This window comes from Lentzea sp. HUAS12 (assembly GCF_024125735.1).
Classification (GTDB): Bacteria; Actinomycetota; Actinomycetes; order Mycobacteriales; family Pseudonocardiaceae; genus Lentzea; species Lentzea albida.
This window is the reverse complement of sequence record NZ_CP099738.1, coordinates 7,774,859-7,790,482: the sequence shown is the minus strand read 5'-3', so window position 1 is coordinate 7,790,482 and position 15,624 is coordinate 7,774,859. Positions and strand designations below refer to the sequence as shown.

General features: G+C 70.1%; 12 protein-coding genes and 1 tRNA gene. 5 read left to right on the top strand and 8 right to left on the bottom strand.

Annotated elements, in window-relative coordinates; genetic code table 11:
* The first annotated feature begins 35 nt into the window (after window positions 1-35).
* The 3 genes from ND450_RS36390 (at window position 36) to ND450_RS36380 (ending at window position 3,037) form a co-directional block, all read left to right on the top strand.
* Window positions 36-608, top strand: coding sequence for a dihydrofolate reductase family protein (locus ND450_RS36390; RefSeq protein WP_371927506.1), 573 nt, complete (start codon window positions 36-38; stop codon window positions 606-608).
* A gap of 215 nt (window positions 609-823) precedes the next feature.
* Window positions 824-895 (top strand) — tRNA-Arg (locus ND450_RS36385).
* Window positions 896-1,105: 210 nt separating this feature from the next.
* Window positions 1,106-3,037, top strand: a complete 1,932-nt coding sequence (locus ND450_RS36380; protein WP_253322721.1) for a PIG-L family deacetylase — start codon at window positions 1,106-1,108, stop codon at window positions 3,035-3,037.
* A 180-nt stretch (window positions 3,038-3,217) separates the two neighbouring features.
* On the opposite strand, the gene ND450_RS36375 is transcribed toward ND450_RS36380, so the two are convergent.
* Window positions 3,218-3,334 carry a DUF397 domain-containing protein gene (locus ND450_RS36375; protein ID WP_253328091.1) on the bottom strand — a complete coding sequence of 39 codons (117 nt, stop codon included), beginning with the start codon at window positions 3,332-3,334 and terminating at the stop codon, window positions 3,218-3,220.
* An 86-nt stretch (window positions 3,335-3,420) separates the two neighbouring features.
* A complete protein-coding gene (locus tag ND450_RS36370; RefSeq protein ID WP_253328090.1) occupies window positions 3,421-4,278 on the bottom strand; it encodes a helix-turn-helix transcriptional regulator in 858 nt (285 codons plus the stop codon).
* A gap of 181 nt (window positions 4,279-4,459) precedes the next feature.
* Between ND450_RS36370 and ND450_RS36365 the strand changes: the two genes are divergently transcribed.
* The gene (locus tag ND450_RS36365; protein WP_253322720.1) at window positions 4,460-5,146 is read left to right on the top strand and encodes a hypothetical protein; all 687 of its coding nucleotides are present in this window, start codon (window positions 4,460-4,462) and stop codon (window positions 5,144-5,146) included.
* A 3-nt stretch (window positions 5,147-5,149) separates the two neighbouring features.
* On the opposite strand, the gene ND450_RS36360 is transcribed toward ND450_RS36365, so the two are convergent.
* The 3 genes from ND450_RS36360 to ND450_RS36350 are packed head-to-tail and all read right to left on the bottom strand — an operon-like array spanning window position 5,150 to window position 10,740.
* Window positions 5,150-8,437 (bottom strand): error-prone DNA polymerase, encoded by a 3,288-nt coding sequence (locus ND450_RS36360; protein WP_253322719.1) that lies wholly within the window; start codon window positions 8,435-8,437, stop codon window positions 5,150-5,152.
* 60 nt (window positions 8,438-8,497) lie between these two features.
* Window positions 8,498-10,000 (bottom strand): DNA polymerase Y family protein, encoded by a 1,503-nt coding sequence (locus ND450_RS36355; protein WP_253322718.1) that lies wholly within the window; start codon window positions 9,998-10,000, stop codon window positions 8,498-8,500.
* The gene (locus ND450_RS36350; RefSeq protein ID WP_253322717.1) at window positions 9,997-10,740 is read right to left on the bottom strand and encodes a hypothetical protein; all 744 of its coding nucleotides are present in this window, start codon (window positions 10,738-10,740) and stop codon (window positions 9,997-9,999) included. The genes ND450_RS36355 and ND450_RS36350 overlap by 4 nt, the downstream gene beginning before the upstream one ends.
* A gap of 225 nt (window positions 10,741-10,965) precedes the next feature.
* On the opposite strand from ND450_RS36350, the gene ND450_RS36345 reads away from it, so the two are divergent.
* Window positions 10,966-11,685 (top strand): hypothetical protein, encoded by a 720-nt coding sequence (locus ND450_RS36345; protein WP_253322716.1) that lies wholly within the window; start codon window positions 10,966-10,968, stop codon window positions 11,683-11,685.
* A gap of 84 nt (window positions 11,686-11,769) precedes the next feature.
* Here the strand turns inward: ND450_RS36345 and purH are convergent, their stop codons facing one another.
* The 3 genes from purH to ND450_RS36330 are packed head-to-tail and all read right to left on the bottom strand — an operon-like array spanning window position 11,770 to window position 15,547.
* A complete protein-coding gene (purH, locus tag ND450_RS36340) occupies window positions 11,770-13,341 on the bottom strand; it encodes a bifunctional phosphoribosylaminoimidazolecarboxamide formyltransferase/IMP cyclohydrolase (protein ID WP_089915023.1) in 1,572 nt (523 codons plus the stop codon).
* Window positions 13,338-13,955 (bottom strand): phosphoribosylglycinamide formyltransferase, encoded by a 618-nt coding sequence (gene purN, locus ND450_RS36335; RefSeq protein ID WP_256557572.1) that lies wholly within the window; start codon window positions 13,953-13,955, stop codon window positions 13,338-13,340. Before purN ends, purH begins: the two co-directional genes overlap by 4 nt.
* Window positions 13,956-14,008: 53 nt before the next feature.
* Window positions 14,009-15,547, bottom strand: coding sequence for a DUF6350 family protein (locus ND450_RS36330; protein WP_253322714.1), 1,539 nt, complete (start codon window positions 15,545-15,547; stop codon window positions 14,009-14,011).
* Between the last annotated feature and the right edge of the window lie 77 nt (window positions 15,548-15,624).

Here is a 15,624-nt window from a genome sequence, read left to right as displayed (position 1 = left end):
GTACTACGGTTGTCGTGGTTGACACGACTGAGGGGATGATCGTTTTGCGAAAGCTCGTCTACTACGTGGCCGTCACGCTCGACGGGTACATCGCGGCCGAGGACGGGACCTTCGACGGGTTCGTCTTCGAGGGCGACCACATGGCCGGCATCAACGCGCACTACCCGGAGACGGTGCCCAGCCAGGCCCGTGACCTGGTCGGACTGACCGACGCGCCGAACCGGCACTTCGACACGGTGCTGATGGGCCGCCACACCTACCAGGTGCCGGGCGGACTGGCCTCGCCGTACGCGCACCTGCGCCAGTTCGTCGTCTCGACACAGGTGAGCGACACCCCCGACGACGTCGAGGTGATCCGCGAGGACGTCGTCGGGCGCGTGCGGTCGCTCAAGCAGGAGGACGGTCTCGACATCTGGCTGTGCGGCGGCGGCAAGCTGGCCGCCGAACTGCTGCCCGAGATCGACGCGCTGCTGCTGAAGATCCACCCGGTGGTGTTCGGGCGCGGAATCCCGTTGTTCGACGGAAAAGCCGACATCAGGAAGTTCCGGCGCACGGACGCACGACTGTTCGAGAGCGGAGTTTCGTTCATGACCTACGAACGCGCCTGAAATAAATGATTGACGGCGGGCCCGGCCCGCCGCAATACTCGTTGCACACACCGAGCCGAAAGGGGACCGCGATGACCAGCACGCCGCAGCGCCGACCGTCGTCGCGACCGTTCGCGCAGGTGAGCTCCTTGTAGTGGCGTGATGTCAGGCCACTGCGGGAGCCGCCCGTCGGGAAACCGACCAGGGCGGCTCTCTTTTTGTTGCGCATTTTTCTTGCCCTTGTAGCTCAATGGAGAGAGTGCGGCGCTACGAACGCCGAGATTCAGGTTCGACTCCTGGCAGGGGTACTCGCGGATGCGAGGGAGACGGCAACCCGCCTCATTTGGGATGAGGAAACACCGCGTTCGACTCGCGGGCATCCGACAACGTGAAGTCGACAGGGCGGATGGGCCAACGAGGCCCGTCCGTCACCCACAAGTCTGATCCGACCGTGCAACCTCCCTCGGACCGGCGCGTCCTCTGCTTCGCTGGGACGAAACGAATCTGGGGGGATTCTCATGACCTGCGTCAGCCGTCGCACAGTCCTGCTCGCGGGCGCCACCGCGGCAGCCGCGACCGCCCTTCCGAACACCGGTGCCGCGCACGCCGCGGCGTCGAGCGCGGCGAACCTGCCGGGTGACGGCAGCTTCGTCACCATCATCGCCCACACGGACGACGACCTGCTGTTCATCAACCCGGACATCCAGCCGTCCGTCCTCTCCGGACTGCCGGTGCGGACGATCGTGCTGACCGCGGACCAGAACGAGGGAGCAGGAGGCCTCTCGCGCGAGGAACTGTCCGCGAGCGTCCAGGAGGGACAGCGCTCCGCCTACGCGAAGCTCGCCGGCCAACCGAACAACTGGACCCGCGGCACCAAAGAGGTCGCGACCATGATCCTGGAGATCGACACCCTCGTCGGAGCACCGAACGTCCAGTTGCTCTACCTCAACATCCCCGACGGCGGCGACACGCTTCCCGAGCACAACGAGTCGCTCAAGAAGCTCTGGGAGGACCCGAACCACGTCGCGCCGGTGATCATCCCGACGGGTGGGCCGGTCCAGGTCCAGCAGTGGTACAACCAGGCCGACGTGAACAACGTGCTCCTCGCACTGCTCGAGGAGTACCAGCCGACGATGATCCGCATCCAGGACCCGTCGCCGAACGACGGGTTCGCGGGCCAGTTCAACGAGCACAACGACCACATCCACGCGGCCAGGTTCGCGACGAGGGCCGTGAAGGCCTACGAAGGCACGGACGCCCGCGGCTTCGCACTGCTCACGCGGTACCGCTGCTACAACATCGGCGCGTCACCGGTCAACGTGCCCGCCGCACTGGCCGGGCCGAAGTCCGAGGCCTACCAGGCGTACGCCGCCCACGACCCGGTCACCGGTCCCACGTTCGACGGCCACGTGTTCCGCAACTACCACCGGTGGCCCGTCGTCGCGCCGTGGGCGGTCGTCGACGGCGGAGGCAGGCTGCACGCGTTCGTCGCCGCCGGCGACTCGATCATGTGGTGGCACCAGGCCACCGGCGCGGCCTGGACCGGCCCGGTGTTGTTGCGCGCCGGCACGTTCGCGCCGGGAGTCGGTGTGGCCGTCAACGGGTCGGGGCTCGTGCAGATCGCCGTCCTGGACCTCGACACCGGCTCGATCCTCGTGTCCGGCCAGACCTCGCTGACCGGTGGGTTCGACACCTGGACCGACGTCGGCAACCCGGACGGCGCCACCCCCGCGCTGGGCACGCCGAGCCTCGTGCGCAACGGCGACGACGGCATCGAACTGCTCGCGATCAACCAGGCCGATGGCATCAGCAACGCCTGGCAGAACCCCGACGGCTCGTACAGCGGCTGGGTGGGGCTGACGGGCAACACGGGCATGATCGTGGGACCGCCCGTCGGGTACACCTCGCCCACCCGCCGCACGCACCTGTTCGCCGACGCCAACGGCCAGGTCGAGCACTGGCACCAGAACCAGGGCGCGGCGTTCACGCACGAGCCCATCGGATCGGTGGAGTGCACGCACGCGCCGGGTGTCGCGACCCAGGGCGACCGGGTCCGCGTGCTCGTCCGCGAACACGGCGACGGCGCCATCGGCACGGTCGCCGAGGGCTCGAGCAACGGCACGTTCAGCCCGCTGGCCCACATCGGCGGGCACGGCGGCCTTGGACCGGTCGCGGCGGTCACGTCCGGCCACGGGTCGCAAGCGCTCGTGATGGCGTTCGCGCGCAACGACAACTACGGCATCAGCGTGACGCACCAGAACGCCGCAGGCACGTTCGGGACTTGGCAGGACCTCGGCGGGTACGCGGAGATCGGGCCTGCCGCAGTGCGCGACAGCATGGACCTCATCAGGGTCCTCGTCGTCGGGCCGGACGCGAAGCTCTACGAGCGCAAGCAGAGTGCGACCGGCATCTCGAGCCCGTTCGGGCCGTGGCAGGTCTGCGGCAGCTAGCTGTGATGTTCAGGGAGGTTGGTCGACCGTGTGACGGGTGGCCGACGTCGGAGGGCCTTCACCTGTCTTCGCGACGGGCCGTCACCGGTTCGATCTGGAACAACGTCCCTGGACATCACAGCTAGCCCCACGATGCCGGTAGCCGGGCACGGCGCCCGGCTACCGGCATCGGTGTGCAGGTCAGCGAAGCTGTTGCAAGAAGGAGCTCCACGCATCAGAGGAGATCCCCAGTACAGGCTGATCGGATCGCCGATCCTTGCTGTCACGCACCAGGACGCCACGAGCGTCGAGGTTCACCTCGACACAGCTGCCCGAATCGTTGGAGTAGCTGCTCACGAACCACCCGCGGGGACAACGGGGCAACGCAGAGACTTCCTGGTCGATCAATCCAACTCCTCGATGCGCTGGTGAATCAGTTCCAATGACTTCTGTGTGCTCAATGCACGGTCCTGCGCGTCCATGAACGTGAGCTTGATGTCCCTCACCTGGCTGCTGTCGTCAGTGATGGCGCGCGTCGTCACGGACTCCTGATACATCACCGTCGGCAGTCTGGCCACCGGGAAGTCGATGAGCTGAACGGTCGACGACCCGAACAGCCCACATGCCTCGGCGGTGAACGGGATGATCCGAACCTCCAGTCCGTCCCGGTTGCCTTCGATGCTGCGCGCCAGGTGCTCCAGTTGACGACGGAGCACAGCGGGCCCGCCGATCTCCTGCCGAAGGGCCGCCTCGCTGATGACGGTGACCAGTCGCAGCGGCGATTCTCCGACAAGCCGCTCCTGCCGCCGCTGCCGGACTTCGATTCGCTGGTCGACCTCGACGGTTCGGGTGGTGAGGGCAGGGGTCATGATGGCTCGGGCGTAGTCGGCCGTTTGGAGCAGGCCAGGGATCAGCAGGCTCTCGTACCAGCGGATCGTCTCGGCGCCGGCCTCCAGGCCGATCAACCGCTGGAGGCCGCTGTCGAGCAGGCTCCCGTACCGCGTCCACCAGCCGCGCTCTTTGGCCGCCTCGCGCAGGCTGAGCATCTCCTGCCTGTCCTGCGCATCGCAGTCGAGCAGGTCGAACAGTTTGATCAGGCTCTCCTCGGAGAGGACCCTGCGCTCGTTCTCGACGGCGGACCAGTAGTTGCGCGTGAAGCCGAGCGCCTGGGTGATGGTCCTGACGTCCACGCCCTCCCGTTCACGCTGCTCCTTCAGCCGGAGCGCGAGCTCCCACCCCGCGACCACTGGTGACGTCGGCATCGGCACGGCCTCCCCCGTTCGTCGGCATCTGGCCTGGCTGGACCGCACGGGTATGTTACGCCGTTAAGCTAACCGGGCGGATATCCGGTTACCGTAACCTCGTGCTATGGCGTCACCCGTGACCGTCGCCCTATCGTGAGACGTGACTCGGCGTCAAGCCGAACTCGCGAAGGGGGAAACGATGAACGGGCTCTTACCCGAGCCGCGCGGCCCGAACGCCCCGGGCTCGGCAGGTGACGAGGTCCTGATGCTGGACACGGCCCACTGCACGATCATCGCCGTGGACATCGCCGGATTCGGGCAGCGCGACCCGAGCAACGCCAACCAGGTGCGGATGCGGCACGGCATGTACAAGGCGATCCACACCGCCTTCGACGCCGCCGGCATCCCCTGGTCGTCCTGCCGTGACGAGGACCGGGGCGACGGCATGCTCATCCTCGCCGCCGCCGACGTGCGGAAGAGGCCGTTCGCGGACCTCCTCCCGAACGTGCTCGCCGGGGAACTGGCCGCGCACAACCGGCTCCACCGGCCGCGGGAGCGGATAAGGCTCAGGCTCGCGCTGCACGCGGGCGAGGTCAACTTCGACCTGCACGGCGTGACCGGGTCCTCGATCAACCACACCTGCCGGCTCCTCGACTCCGACGCCGTCAAGGACGCGCTGGGGAAGTCCCCCGCGGTCCTGGCGATCATCAGCTCCGCGTGGTTCTTCGAGGACGTCATCCGGCGCAACGAGCTGAGCCGCCCCCAGGCCTACCGCCGGGTGGACGTGGTGAACAAGGAGACCCGGACCGAAGCCTGGATCCGCCTGGTCCGGCCCTCCGCCGCGCGCCGCCCGCAGGCGTCACCCCGCAGTGAGCAGAGCGCGTGAACGTCAGCGGAAGTCCCTCGACTTCGACGGGATGCGCAGGTCGAGGTGCTGCAGGCGGTCCGCCAGCACGCTGACCACGCCCTCCGCCGACTCCACCACGCCCCGCACGAGCATCGCGCCGCTGCTCCGCGCCACCCGCCGGTACCGCGCCCACAGTCCCGGCGAGCACACGACGTTCACCATCCCCGTCTCGTCCTCGATGTTCAGGAACGTGACGCCGCCCGCCGTCGCCGGTCGCTGCCGGTGCGTGACCGCGCCGCCGATCAGGACTCGCGTGCCCGGTTCCACGTCTCCCAGCGCCGTCACCGGGAGTGCGCCCATCGAGTCCAATGTGGACCGGACGAACTGGGTCGGGAAGCTGTCCGGGGACAGGCCCGTGGCCCAGACGTCCGCGACCGCCAGCTCCACGTCGTCCATGCCGGGCAGTGCGGGCGCGTCGACGCCCACCACGGTGCCGGGCAGGCGGTCGGACCTGATGGCGGCCACGGCGCCCGCCGCCCAGAGCGCCTCGCGGCGTTCGAGGCCGAAGCAGGCGAACGCGCCCGCAGTGGCCAGGGCCTCCACCTGGGTGGCGGTGAGCTGGACGCGGGTGCCGAAGTCCTCCATGTCGCGGAACGGTTGTGCGGCAACGACCTTCTCGGCGTCCGCCTCTCCCACGCCGCGGATCGCGGCCAGGCCGATGCGGACGGCCTGCGCTCCCTCGAACGGTTCCAGGCCCGCCCAGGGGAGCGAGCGGTTCACGCACGGGCCGTGGACCGTCACGCCGTGGCGGCGGGCGTCGATCACCAGTGACTGCGGTGAGTAGAAGCCCATCGGCTGGGCCCTGAGCAGGGCCGCGCAGAAGGCCGCCGGGTGGTAGAGCTTGAACCACGCGCTCACGAACACCAGGTGCGCGAACGACAGGGCGTGCGACTCCGGGAAGCCGAAGTTGGCGAACGCCAGCAGTTTCGCGTAGACGCGGCCGGCGAGTTCCTCACCGATGCCGTTCTGGGCGCAGCCCTCGTAGAAGCGGTCGCGCAGGCGTTCCATGCGGGCGGTCGAACGCTTGGCGCCCATCGCGCGGCGCAGTTCGTCGGCCTCGGCCGCGGTGAAGTCCGCCACGTCCACCGCGATCTGCATGAGCTGTTCCTGGAACAGGGGCACGCCGTAGGTCTTCTTCAGCGCGTTCTCCAGCAACGGGTGGTCGTAGTCCCACTTCTCGGTCCCGTTGCGGCGCCGGATGTACGGGTGCACCGAGCCGCCCTGGATCGGGCCCGGCCTGATCAGCGCGACCTCGACGACCAGGTCGTAGAACTCGCGCGGCTTCAACCTGGGCAGCGTCGCCATCTGCGCGCGGCTCTCCACCTGGAAGACGCCCACGGAGTCGGCTTTCTGCAGCATCTCGTAGACGCGCTGGTCGTTGAGGTCGAGGTGCCCGATGTCGACCTCGACGCCCTCGTGGTCGCGGACCAGGTCGATGGCGTAGTGCAGCGCGGAGAGCATGCCGAGGCCGAGCAGGTCGAACTTCACCAGGCCGATGGACGCGCAGTCGTCCTTGTCCCACTGCAGGACCGTGCGCTTGTCCATGCGCGCCTTCTCCACCGGGCACACCTCGCTGACGGCGCGGTCGCAGATCACCATGCCGCCGGAGTGGATGCCGAGGTGGCGCGGGAAGTTCTCCAGCTGTGCGGACAGTTCCAGCACGTCACGCGGGATGTCGCAGTCGTCGGTGGTGACGCCGAGCGGGCCCCACCTGTCGATCTGCTTGCTCCACGCGTCCTGCTGCCCTGGCGAGTGGCCGAGCGCGCGGGCCATGTCGCGCACCGCGGAACGGGCGCGGTAGGTGATGACGTTCGCGACCTGCGCCGCGTGCCTGCGCCCGTACTTGGAGTAGACGTGCTGGATCACCTCCTCGCGCCGGTCGGACTCGATGTCGACGTCGATGTCGGGAGGGCCGTCGCGGGCGGGCGCGAGGAACCGTTCGAAGAGCAGGTCGAAGCTGACCGCGTCGACGTTGGTGATGCCGAGCGCGAAGCACACCGCGGAGTTCGCCGCGCTGCCCCTGCCCTGGCAGAGGATGTCGTTGTCCTTGCAGAACTTCACGATGTCGTGCACGACGAGGAAGTAGCCGGGGAAGCCGAGTTGCTCGATGATCCTCAGCTCGTGCTCGATCTGCCGGTACGCCTTCTCGTGGTGGTCGCCGTACCGGCGGCGCGCACCCTCGTAGGTGAGCTCGCGCAGCCAGCTGATCTCGGTGTGGCCGCGGGGCACGTCGAACGGCGGCAGCTTCGGCGCGACCAGCCTCAGGTCGAACGCCAGTTGCATGCCGAGCAGCGCGGCGTTGTGCACGGCGCCGGGAAAGCGGCGGAACCGGTGGAACATCTCCTCGCCGCTGCGCAGGAACGCGGCGGGTGACGGCGGCAACCAGCCGGCCATGTCGTCGAGACTGCTCCGCGCGCGCACGGCAGCCATCGCGGCGGCGAGCCTGCCGCGACTCGGGGTCGCGTAGTGCGCCGCATTCGTTGCCACGACGGGGAGTTGCAGCTTCTGCGCCATCGCGTTGAGGATGTCGTTGCGCCTGCTGTCCTCCGGCAGGCCGTGGTCGGTCAGCTCGACGTAGACGCGTCCCTTGCCGAACATGTCGGTGAGTTTGACGATCTCCTCGAACGCCGCCTCCGGGCCTTCTCGCGCGAGTGCCCGGCGGACGGTTCCCTTGCGGCAGCCCGTGAGCACGACGACGTCGCCCTTGGTGTCGGCCACGACCTGGTCGACGTCGTAGACGGGCTTGCCCTTCTCGGCGCCGTCGTCGAGGTGGCCGGTGGTGAGCGTGCGGCACAACGCGTGGTACCCGTCCTGCTTGCGCGCCAGGAGGAGCAGGTGGTCGCCCTCGGGGTCCGGTTCGCCGTTGGCGGGCCTGCTCAGACCGATGCTCAGCTCGGCGCCGAAGATCGTGTGCATGCCGAGTTCCTTGGCGGCCTCGGCGAACCGCACCACGCCGTACATGCCGTCGTGGTCGGTGATCGCGATGGCGTCGAGCTTGAGCCGTTGCGCCTCCTCGACCAGCTCCTCCGGGTGGCTCGCGCCGTCGAGCCAGCTGAAGTTGGAGTGGCAGTGCAGTTCCGCGTACGGCACGCGCTTGCGGGTGACCGCCATCTCGTCCGCGCGCAGCCGGAAACCCGGCGGGGCGGTGTACCGGTCGCGGCGCCACGACCACGCCGGGCTGTCGCCGCCGTCGGGTTTCTGCTTGCCCGGCTTGCCGGAGAGAGCCCGCTCCAGCTCGCCCCAGCGGACGGGCGGGTTATTCCAGCCCATCGATTTCCCTGCGAGGCAACGGAATCAACGTCTCCAGCAGATCCCAGTAGTCGTCCTGCATCAGTCGTACACCCCTTCCAGAAACCACCTCTGGTCCCTGCGGATCAGCAGGAACGCCTGGTCGTCCGCCTGCACCTGGACGCGTGCGGCCCGGTGCCTGTCCGGCGCCCACCACCGCTCGTCGACCGGCCACGGACCGGCCCACGCGGTGACCTCGCGCGTTCTTCCCCGGACGGTCAGCTTCTTCGGCTGAGCGGTGAGTTCGAGGCGTCCGGTCACGCCGATCTCGCCGCCGTTGCCGTCCTCCAGCTCCGCGGGGTCGTCGGCGAGCGTCGCGGGCGCCCTGGTGAGCCGGCCCGGCCACGGGTGGTCCGGGTTCCTCGTGGGGGTGCGTTCGTCGCCCCACGGCACGAGCCTGACCTGCTCCCGCGGGCCCCTGCCGCCGTCGATCACCGGGGTGAGCACGCCGTCCGGGCCGAGCAGGCCCTGGACGTGCAGCAACGCCCGCACCGCGCGTTCGTCGTCGTGACCCCACAGGCCGAGTTGGAGCGCGGTGCCGTCGACGACCTCGACCGGTTCGAGGGTGAGCGTGCGGATGCCGGAGGTGAGGCGTTCGCGGGTGAGCCAGCCGTCGAGCTGCCAGCGCACGCGGTCCGCGATCCCCCTCGGGGTCAACGGTTCCGCGGCCCGCCACACGCGCTGCAGCTCCTCGTCGTTCTCGGTGCGGGCGTGGATGCCGAGCCGCGTGCAGGCGAGGCTGCGCGCCGCGAGGTTCTCGTGCAGCCGTTCCGAGAGGAGTTTCGCGGCGAACGCGGCCGCGTCGACGCGCTCGACCGGTTCGTCGAACGTCTCGGTGACCGCGAGTTCCGGCGCGGGCCTGCGCTTGTCGAGCGGGCGTTCCGGCACCCCGCGCGCGAGCCGGTGCTGCCTCGTCGCCGGGCCGCCGAACCTCGTGGCCACCGCGTTCTCCGGCACGTCCGCGAACGCGCCGAGCGTCTTCAGGCCGAGCCTTCTGAGCAGGTCGACCAGTTCCGGTGCGTCGAGCTCGTGCACGCCCAACGGCCTGAGGAACTCCGGCGTGCGGCCCGGCGGCACGATCACGTTGCGGTGCGCGGCTTTCGTGGCCGCGAACAGGCTGTCCGCGGCACCGACCTGGGCTTCCGTGCCGGTGTGGGTCGCGATGTGGTCGACGATCCGTTCGGCCGCCTGCTCGGCCGACCCGAAGTAGCCCACCGGCCCCCGCGCGGGCACCGCCACCAGTCCGGGGTGCACGACCTCGATGCCGGGCGCGAGTTCCTCGACGGCCTCCGCGACGGGCTCGAAGAAACGGGCGTCGCGCTGCGGGTCGTGCTCGAACGTGACGAGCTCGGGGCACATCGCCTCGGCCGCGCGCCTGCGCATGGCCCTGCGGATGCCCTCCTTGCGCGCCACGGCCGACGTGGACACGATCTCGTTGCCGTCGACCACCGCCACCGGCACGTGCAGGGCGGTGCCGGTGGCGGTGCAGGCGGCGACGACGGGCCAGTCGGGGCACCAGACGGCGAGCAGACGCGGGTCCTTCACGCGGGCTGCTCTCGTGTTGTAGCCCGCCGGGCGGCCAGTTCGTCGGCCCGGTCCGGACCGGCATCAGCCGGCTCGTCGGAGCGGTCCGGTCCCCCGGCCACCAGCGGGAGCTCGATTTCCTCCTCGCCGAAGGTCAGCAGCACGTTCTTCGCGCGCCCCGCCGACCCGCGACCGCCGCTGCGCACGGCGATCTGCTGACGCCGCAACGTTTCCGCGCCGTCGTCCAGGGCGTTCCAGCTCACGGACTCCGCGGTCAGCTCCACGTCGGGCGAGGGCCAGGGCCCGAAGGCGATGAGCACTGCTTTGCGTTGGCGCGCACGGGCTGTCAGCCGGCGGGCCAGTGAGGGAGGGAGTGGGCAGGCGACGGCGACCAGGTCGATGCCGTCCAGCAGGGCCGCGATGACCGGGCCCGGATCGGAGCCGGGGCGCGGGACCAGTGCGAGGCGCTGCACCGCGACGCCCAGTTCGGCCGCAGCCAGCACCCCGAGCTGCGGCAGACCGACCACGGCGGCCCAGCAGCCGTCCGCGGTCGCACCCGCCAGCAGGGCGAGCAGCAACGATGTCGATCCGCCCACCGACACCGTGCTGCCACGCCGCAAGCCGCCCCACGGCAGCAGACCCGCCAGTTCCCCGCGAACCGGCAGGACCCGCCCCGTGGCGTGGTCGGTGGTGGTGCTGGTCAGCTCGCTGGCCGGGTTCACCCCGAGCTCGGACAGCGACGCCGTTGCCGACCTGGACACTCCACCCACCTCCCATCACGGACCGTGCGCACCCCTGTGCACGGCCGCCGAGGGAAGTTCGGCGACTTGCTTATTCGAACTCCTGTTCGAACGAACGAGATGATGTTAGCGCGTGAACGCACCCCTGTGTCAATGCCAGAGCGTCACCCTTTTGGTGGACACGGCCACACCGGTCCGGAGGGTCCTCTACGGTGCCCTGAGAGCTACCTGGAACTGGGGAAACCGTTGAACCAACCACCTCCGCACGGCTGGCACCGGCAGCCGGGGCCGCCTCCGCCTCCGCAGGGCTGGCAGCACCCACCGCCCGGCTGGCAGCAGTACCCGCCGCAGCCACCCGGGAAGAGCAAGGCACCGCTGGTGCTCGGCATCCTCTTCGGCGTGCTGCTGCTGGGCGGCGTGATCACCGCACTGGTGATCTACCTCAACGTGAACGAGGACGGCGGCAGCGAGAAGCGCGCCGACAAGCTGCCCGCGTTGTGCGGCAACGTGTCCGAGGCCGCGCTGGCCAAGGCGCACACGACGAACCCCAACGGGCTCATGTCCCGTGAGACGAAGCTGTCGAAGGGCACGCGCACGACCTGCTCCTGGAACCAGACCAAGGGCGTCGACGGCACGGGCCACCGCACCACCGACGTCTCCGTCGCCAACGAGCGGGAGGAGGCGGAGTCCGCCTTCAGCCGGTTGGTCTCGATGAACGCGGCCAACAACCAGGGCACGCCGCTGCAGAAGCCGATCGAGGGCTTGGGCGACGAGGCCGTGGTGGTCCTGGTGGAGACGAAGTCGGCGTTCACCGAACTGTCGGTCATCGTGCGCAAGGGCGAGATGGTCGTCGAGGTCGACCACTCCGGGTGGGACGCGGGGCTGTTCGCCAACACGAAACCGGACCCGGCGGAGCTGGAGGCGGCCGCGAAGGGGATCGCCGAGGAGATGGTGGGGAAGCTCTGAGCGGTGGGGCCCTCTTCCGGCGGAGGCGGCCCCACCCACGCGAAAGGGCCGCCCCCGACGGGAACGGCCCTTCCCAGCGAAACCTCAGTGGGCGAAGTGCCGCGTGCCCGTCAGGTACAGCGTGATGCCCGCTTCCTCGGCCTTGGCGATGACCTCGGGGTCGCGCACCGACCCGCCGGGCTGCACGACCGCGCGCACGCCGGCCTCCAGCAGCACCTCGAGGCCGTCCGGGAACGGGAAGAACGCGTCGGACGCGCCCACCGCGCCCTTGGCCCGCTCACCCGCGCGCTTCACCGCGAGGTGCGACGAGTCGACGCGGTTGACCTGGCCCATGCCGACGCCGACCGTCGCACCGTCGTTCGCCAGCAGGATCGCGTTCGACTTCACCGCGCGGATGGCGCGCCACGCGAACTCGAGGTCCGCCAGCGTCTTCTCGTCCGCGGGCTTGCCGGCCGCCAGGGTCCAGTTCGCGGGCGAGTCGCCGGACGCGTCGATGGCGTCGCGCTGCTGCAGCAGCAGGCCGCCGGAGACGGGGCGCATCTCGGCGCCGCCGCGGGACGGGGCCTGCGCCACGAGGAGGCGCACGTTCTTCTTGCGCTGCAACACCTCGACCGCACCGTCCTCGAAGGACGGTGCGATGACGACCTCGGTGAAGATCTCCGAGACGAACTCGGCCATCTCGACGGTGACCTCGCGGTTCGACGCGATGACGCCACCGAACGCGCTGAGCGGGTCGCACTCGTGCGCCTTGCGGTGCGCGTCCGCGATGCTCAGCTCGGACACCGCGATGCCGCACGGGTTGGCGTGCTTGATGATCGCGACGCACGGCAGCTCGTGGTCCCACGCGGCACGCCAGGCGGCGTCGCCGTCGAGGTAGTTGTTGTACGACATCTCCTTGCCGTGCAACTGCTTCGCGGACGCGAGGCCGGTGCGGCCGTCGCCCTGCGTGTAGATCGCGGCGCTCTGGTGCGGGTTCTCGCCGTAGCGCAGGACGTTCGACCGGTTCCAGGTCGCGCCGACCCAGCCGGGGAAGCCGCTGCCCTCGTCGTCCGGCGCCAGCACGTTGCCCATCCACGAGGCCACGGCGACGTCGTAGGAGGCGGTGTGGCGGAACGCGTCCGCGGCCAGGCGCTGGCGGTCGGCCATCGTGAAGCCGCCCTCGCGGACGTTCTCCAGCACCCACTCGTAACGGGCCGGGTCGACGACGACGGCGACGTTGGCGTGGTTTTTCGCCGACGCGCGGACCATCGCGGGGCCGCCGATGTCGATCTGCTCGACGCAGTCGTCCGGCGAGGCGCCCGAGGCGACGGTCTGCGTGAACGGGTACAGGTTCACGACCAGCAGGTCGAACGGCGCGATGTCCATCTCGCGCAGCTGCTCGACGTGCGAGTCCTTGCGCAGGTCCGCGAGCAGACCGGCGTGCACGCGCGGGTGCAGCGTCTTCACGCGGCCGTCGAGGCACTCGGGGAACCCGGTGACCTGCTCGACCGGCGTCACGGGGACGCCCGCGTCGGCCAGCACCTTGGCGGTGCCGCCGGTGGACACGACCTCGACTCCGGCCGCGTGCAGGCCGGTGGCCAGTTCCAGCAGGCCGGCCTTGTCGGAGACCCCGATCAGGGCCCGGCGTACCGGTCGCCTCTCGGCAGGAGTGGTCACGGGATGCTCACCTTTCGTCCGTTCACGGTGCAGCCCTCGCGGGCGAGCCTGCCGACTGTCTCGACGAGCAGCCGACGTTCGACGACCTTGATGCGTTCGTGCAGGGTCTCCTCGGTGTCGCCGGGTTCGACGACCACGGCCTCCTGCGCGAGGATCGGCCCCGTGTCGACGCCCGCGTCGACCAGGTGCACCGTCGATCCGGTGACGTGCACGCCGTAGGCCAACGCGTCCCGCACGGCGTGCGCGCCCGGGAACGACGGCAGCAGCGCCGGGTGGGTGTTGATCATCCGGCCGCCGAAGCGGGCGAGGAACCGCTCCCCGATGATCTTCATGAAACCGGCGGACACGACCAGGTCCGGCTCGTAGGACGCGACCGCCTCGGTCAGCGCCGCGTCCCAGGCCGTGCGGTCGGCGTGGTCGCGCAGCTTGACGGCGAAGTGGGGCACCCCGGCACGTTCGGCGCGTTTGAGGCCCTCGATGTTCTCGCGGTCGGCGCCGACGGCCACCACCTCGATCGGGAGGTCGGCGTCCAGCAGGGCCTGCATGAGGGTTCCGGAACCGGAGACGAGTACGACGACGCGCGCCGGTGTCGGAAGCCGAAGTTCGGTGCTCAGCGTCTACTCCTGGCGTTGCGGGTGTTGCAGCAGCTCAGGGGCAGTTTAGGCCGTCACCGTTCCGGCTTGGCGTCCAGGTCCTCCTCGGGCTCCATGCCCAGCATCTCGTCGAACTCCGCGTCGAGGTCTTCCTCCTCGTCGGCGGGTTCCTCGTCCTCGTCGACCGGCTCCTCGTCCACGACGTCCTCGACGTCCTCGACGTCTTCCGGCTCTTCCTCGTCGTACTCGTCCTCGTCGTAGTAGTCGTCGTCCTCGAGGTCCTCGTCGACCTCGAACTCGTCGGCGTCCACGACCTCGAGTTGCTCGAGCTGCTCGAACTGGTCGGTGAGCTCGTCGTCCTCGAACACCACGTCCGGATCGGCGGCTTCGGCGTCCTCGTCGTAGTCGGGCTCCACGAACTCGCTGCTGCCCGCGGCGACGGCGGCCTTCGCGCGGTTGCCCGCGAGCCAGGCCACCAGCGCGCCCGGCACCAGCACCCACACCGCCACGACCAGCGCGAGCAGGCCCGCGGGCACCGTCACCGGGTCGAACGCGCCTCCGGCGAGACGTCCGCCGGCCGTCGCGGCGAGCACCAGGCTGCCCACGCCCGCCGTGATCGCGGCCACCAGCACCGCGCGCAGCCTGGACGTCGGCCGGTCGGACACCTTGCGGCAGGTCCAGCCGACGACCAGGCCGAGCAGCAGCCCGCCCACCAGCACGGCCGGGCTCCACACGAACTCGCTCTCCGGCATGGCGGCCAGCAGCGGCACCGGGGGCACGTCACCGCCGGCGAACTTCAGCGGCGAGACCTCGACCGCGCCCATCGAGAACCCGGCGCCCACGACGTACGAGAAGCCCGCGATGATCGCGTTCGGCAGGTAGGCGAGGCACAGCAGGAACACGCCGAGGCCGACGCCGAACGACGGACCGGCGCCCGCGAAGAGCCCGCTGGTCGTCGGCCAGGACGCGGCGAGACCGGCCGCCACCGCCAGCGAACCGACGCTGACCAGTGCGAACAACGCCATGAAACCGGCGCGCAAGCCGTGCAGCGCCACCGGGTCGAGCTTGTCGAACACCACCTCGTACAGGCCGCAGCGGCGGGCGACGCCGAGCGTGGCGGCCAGTCCGGACACCGCGGCGCAGCCAAAGAACGCCACGGCCGGTGTGGCGCGCACGACGCCATCGCCCATCACCAGAGCGATCGCGCCGCCGACGACGGCGTGCGATCCGGCGATGCTCAGCACGACCCCGCGCGCCTGCAGCGGTTCGTAGAGGCCCAGGCGGTCGGCGGTGCCCGCGGCGGTGCGGCCGATCAGCAGCATCAGCAACGCCGTGGGCAGCAGCGGCAGCACGCCGAGCTGTCCCGACTCGAAGCGCAACGGCACGTGGTGTGCCGCCAGCCAGGCGGGAGCGGCGGCGCTGAGCACGCCCGACGTGGAGAACTCGGCGTACGTGGCCGTCGCGGAGATCAACGCGAGGACGGCGGCGACCGCGGCGTACCCGACGACCACCGATCCGACCGCGGCGGCGACCAGCACGCGAAGGCGTTCGGACCGCGAGAACTCCGGTGGGCGCACGGTGTTGACCTCGCGGGTCACATCGCGTTGCAGCACGGGCACTTCTCCACTGTGTCAGGCCGCCTGGTCCGAACGGGTCAGGCACGCCGGGTCATGCGACAGGGGTGGCACCG